The following is a 4229-nucleotide window of genomic DNA, read 5'->3' as shown; positions in this document are numbered from 1 at the left end:
GTCCGGACGGGAGTGACCGGGTCAACCTCCCCATCACCTACGGATTGGTGGGGTTTCCGGCCTTCCCCGGCCTGTACTGCAGCCAGAGGGACGACGGCAGCGCGTTCCTGGAGGCCTTGGGCTGCCTGGCGCGTACCCGGGGACCGGAGCAGAGGCTCTTCCGGCAGGCAGAGGGGTACGTGCGCGAGCACGGTCTACAGGTCTTCGGCGTGGTGGTCGCCGGCAAAGCGACCGGTCCTCACCGTACGCATGGGTCGTCCTGCCCCGGGCCCGCTCCAGGTCACGCTGGTGGGCGGCCAAGGTGGTGGCCGTCGTGCTGGCGGCGTTGATCTACATGTTGCTGGGGGTCTTCACCGCCCTTTCCATCTCGGGGTTGAGCCTGTTGCCTCTTGAGGGCCGGTTCAGCACTTATGCCCTGGGGGAAGGATTGCCCCGCCTCCACGGCGCGGTCCGGCCCGACGCTCCCGCCGCCTTCCTGCCGGCGTTCGTCCTCTACACGGCTGTCGGGCTGGGGTCCTTCGCCCTGGTACCCGCGGTCCTGACCATGTGGTGGCCGCAGTCCTTCCTGCCTACGGTCTTCGCAGCGGCGGCCGGCGTGATATCGTATGGGCTGGCCGTGGTGTACCGGCCGTCGGTGCCGTGGAATCCGGTCTGGAGGCTGGTGTACGCCATCCATCTCCCGCGCCGAGATATGCTCGGCGAAGCGGTAACGCTCACCGGCTCCGTGCACGTCTTTGTGGCCATATTCGCCCTCGCGGTTGCGGTCGGCGAGCGCCGCTTCCGCAGGATGGACATGTGACGGAAAGGCGTGGTGATACCGGTGCGACGGTTGCCATCGCGCGCGTACCCTGGCTGCTCCTCCTTGCTCTGCTCGTACTGAGTTCCGGGGGCTGCCGTACCTCCGCCCCCTGGGGGCCAGGTGCCCGGGAGGCAGTTCCAGCGCAGGTTGCCCCGCCCGGTGCCGAGGAGATAGCCTCGGAGGTGGAGCGCCTGGCGGAGGGGTTGTCCATCCGGGTCTGTCCCGGACCACCGGGGGATGCCCGCGCAACTCTTACCCGCGACGAGGCAAGGTGGGACGACCTTCTGGGACCGTTATTCGTGCAGGGTATCCGTGTGCCGTCGGGCGGCTGGGCTGAGCTGGACCAGGACAGTCCGGAGTTCCCGACGTTCGTGCTGGGAAAGGGAGGGCCCCAGGGAAGAGCCCCGCCCGGTTTGGGTCGCGCTCTGCTGGCAAGAAGCCGTTGAGGTGAGGACGGCGGGCGGCACCGTGACGATGGCCAGGGCCATCCTGGTGCTGGACCCGCGGGTCAAGGAGACCCTGGACATCTATTTGGAAGCCGGACGCGGGAGTTGGAAGCGGTTCAGCCATTCCGCAGGCATCGCTGAGTTCAAACGGTGGTACACGGAGGCCGTCCCGCCCTACGAACCGTCTTCAGGTGGCTTGGCAGGACCCAACAGGTGGCCTGCCTCAAAGCCTCCATAGAGTGGAGCGATACCGACCGGAAGAGGGGGAGCCGGGCATGGGGGTCCGGGCTGGGAGTTGCTTGCTTGGGACCGACCTGGGGGCGTGGGCGAAGCTGTGCCGCCAGGACCCCGTGCAGGCGCTGGAGCTGGCATTGCAGGAGCACGGCGACCGCGTCCTGCGCCTGGCTTATCTCAGGCTCGGTGACCGGCGGGCGGCCGAGCGGGTTGCGGAGGAAACCTTCATTCATGCTGCCCGGCTGGGGCGGGCGGCCAGGACCAGTTGTTCCCTCGGTGCCTGGCTGGCTTGCCTGGCTCTGGGGTTGTCCCGGTCAGCGGTGAGAAGGAGAGGGGCGCAGTGCCGTTCTGGTCCTCACGCTGCCCCGACCCGCGAGCAACGGCTGCTCGACTTGGTGCGCGGGCTTCCCTGCCGAAGCGCCGAACTGCTCCTGCTGCACTACTGGAGCGGTTACACTGTGGAGGAGATTGCGGCCGTGTCGGGTGTGCCTCCCGCCAGCGTGCGGGCCGGGCTAATGGTCCCCTCTCCCTGCTGAAAGGGCACCTCGCCCGGTCGGTCAGGTCCGGTCCTGGTGGGTCCCAGGGAACGGGCGACGAGAACGGCTTGCTCCAGCGGGATCGCTCCTTCGAGAAGGAACGTGGTCTGAGCGTCGGTCCAGAGTAAATAGAGTACCTCGCGGGCCTGCTCTGATCCGGGTGGCTGGACCCGGGTCAGGGCGTAACGTGCGGTCACCTCATCGCTCACCCTGACTTCCCCGCTGCGCACCAGGGTGGTGCCCGGGGGCAGGGCTCCAGGGGGGCTGCCGGGCAGAACGAGGAGGGGTGGCTGAACTGCTTGCGCCTGGGCCAGGCGGAGGTCGGTGGTGCCGGTGCGCCTGTGCAGGTACCCGGCGACCAGCACGGGGCCGCGGCTGGTATCGTGGACCTGCAGGAGGGGTTCAGGGGCGAACCCCTTGGGGAGATAGGTGGGGAGGCGTGCCGTCAGGCCAGTTTCGGGGGCGGTGAGAGGAGGCGGGAGGGGGAGAGAGGGGTTGATGGTGTCCTCCCCCTGCAGGCGGATGCGGAGAGGGGCGGTGATGCGGGCCAGGCCGAGCCTGCCGGCTACCTCCCGGAGGGGTCCGCTTGCCACCACCATGGTGGACGAGGCCACGAGAAGCGCGGCCGCGGCGACGCAGGCGATCTTGAGGGCGCGGAGAACCCGTTGCCACCTGGTGGGCCGCGGCGGCAGGTGCCTCAGCGTGTGGGCCAAGCGTTCGTCGAACCCGGGTGGGGGTTCTGCGCTTTCCAGGTACTCTTTCACCGCCTGGCGGATCAGCCGGTCGAGTTCGTCTTCGGGGGGTTCTTTGGGGTGCCGCACTCTCTCACCCACTTTCGCCGATCTCGTCTCGCACCATCCTTCTTGCCTGGAGCAGCAGGTATCTCACCGTTCCGGGGCGTATCCCCAGGGCCTTTCCGATTTCGCGGGAGGTAAGGTCTGCCCAGTAACGCAGGATCACCACCTGGCGGTGTCTTTCCGGGAGTGCGGTCAGCGCCTGGGTCACCCAGAGAGCGTCCGTGACGCGGGCGGCGTGGTCGTGGGCGCTGGGGCTGTCGCCGGTCGCCGCGCCGTGGATCTTGCGGCGACGGCGCTCGGCCCTGAGGTACTGCCAGGCAAGGCGGACGGCTATGGCTGTGAACCACTTACGGAAAGCCGTCGCATCGCGCAGAGAGGGGAGGCGCCGCCAGGCTGCCAGGGTGGCTTCCTGGAGGATGTCCTCGGCCGCGTAAGGGTCTGCCGTGATGCGCGTGACCAGGCGCAGCAGGGGATGGGAGTGCCGGCCGAGCAGCCTGGCAAAAGCCTCTCCGTCTCCCTGCCTGGCCCTGCGGACGTCCTCCGCGTCGTCTTGCGGCGACCCGGGCTCTTCCCCCATGGTCTCTCACCTGCTAAGAGTACCGGAGCACCCCCGAGTGTTGGGGGCTTTGCGAGTATCGGAGCAACGCTGAGTGTTGGGGATTGTGCGGCAAAGACTCACGGGCGTATCATCGCGTAATTTACCGCTTCGGGTCACGTTTTCCTGTCTGCCGCTGAACGAGAAGTCGGCGCGAATCTCCAACACCTGGCCCTGCTGGATGTCTCTTATACGGTGGAGGCCCAAGTGGGCAGTGCCACGGCACCCCTGCCCTGGCTGCTATTGAGTTGGGTCCTGATCCTTCCAGGTAGCGGGCAGGCTGACCGTGAGCACTTTGGCGTAGGTGAGGCAAGATGCGGAGATACGCGATGACACTGGTTGCTGTCGCCGCGGGTTCCTGGGTGGTTGCCCCGGGCGTCAATGGTCTGGATACACTGCATCAAGGAGGGACAGCGCAGTGAAGCCGTACCTGCCCCGTCTGGTCTTGGGGGTCGGCATCGCATGCCTGCTGGTGAGCGCGGGCCTTTGCCCACTTATGGGGGCCCAGAGCTACCTTGGAGAGCCAACCTGCCAGCGGGTCCTGTCTTTCCTGGCTGACCATGGTTACTTTGACCCCGCAAGGCACCAAACCTCGTTCCACAGAAGTCCAATCTCTGGCGATGCGACCCTGCTTGTTAGCGAGGCCGGCCCGCCCGGCCGCCTTGTCTGCGCAGCCCTCATTCCGCGCGACCCGACGCAGCCGGTGACTGCCGCACCAGAGTACCAACAACTGAAGGAGGTGTGGGCAGGTTTCGATCGCCAGCAGTATCCCATCAACCCGCGGGTCGTCCGCGATATCCTGCTTGCCGATTCGAGCCGCGA

At 67.3% G+C, this 4229-nt stretch carries 7 protein-coding genes; 5 read left to right on the top strand and 2 right to left on the bottom strand.

Annotated elements, in window-relative coordinates; genetic code table 11:
- From AB1609_16940 to AB1609_16925, 4 genes are all read left to right on the top strand, one after another.
- Positions 1-329 (top strand): hypothetical protein (locus AB1609_16940; GenBank protein MEW6048133.1); only part of this gene is annotated, 329 nt, incomplete at its 5' end.
- The gene (locus tag AB1609_16935) at positions 305-799 is read left to right on the top strand and encodes a hypothetical protein (protein MEW6048132.1); all 495 of its coding nucleotides are present in this window, start codon (positions 305-307) and stop codon (positions 797-799) included. The genes AB1609_16940 and AB1609_16935, both read left to right, overlap by 25 nt.
- Before the next feature lie 447 nt (positions 800-1246).
- Complete coding sequence (locus tag AB1609_16930) at positions 1247-1483, top strand: hypothetical protein (protein ID MEW6048131.1); 237 nt, start codon at positions 1247-1249, stop codon at positions 1481-1483.
- Between the two features lie 37 nt (positions 1484-1520).
- On the top strand, positions 1521-2015 hold the full coding sequence (locus AB1609_16925) for a sigma-70 family RNA polymerase sigma factor (protein ID MEW6048130.1): 495 nt from the start codon (positions 1521-1523) through the stop codon (positions 2013-2015).
- On the opposite strand, the gene AB1609_16920 is transcribed toward AB1609_16925, so the two are convergent.
- A complete protein-coding gene (locus tag AB1609_16920) occupies positions 1931-2848 on the bottom strand; it encodes a hypothetical protein (protein ID MEW6048129.1) in 918 nt (305 codons plus the stop codon). The genes AB1609_16925 and AB1609_16920 overlap by 85 nt on opposite strands.
- Positions 2841-3389: a sigma-70 family RNA polymerase sigma factor gene (locus AB1609_16915; protein MEW6048128.1), complete on the bottom strand. Its 549-nt coding sequence runs from the start codon at positions 3387-3389 to the stop codon at positions 2841-2843. The genes AB1609_16920 and AB1609_16915 overlap by 8 nt, the downstream gene beginning before the upstream one ends.
- A gap of 436 nt (positions 3390-3825) precedes the next feature.
- Here AB1609_16915 and AB1609_16910 point away from each other — a divergent pair.
- A partial coding sequence (locus tag AB1609_16910) for a hypothetical protein (protein MEW6048127.1) occupies positions 3826-4229 on the top strand: 404 nt, incomplete at its 3' end.

It is taken from the genome of Bacillota bacterium (assembly GCA_040754675.1).
Lineage (GTDB): Bacteria > Bacillota > Limnochordia > Limnochordales > Geochordaceae > Geochorda.
Note: the sequence above shows the minus strand (reverse complement) of the source record. Positions and strands in the feature narration are given on the sequence as shown.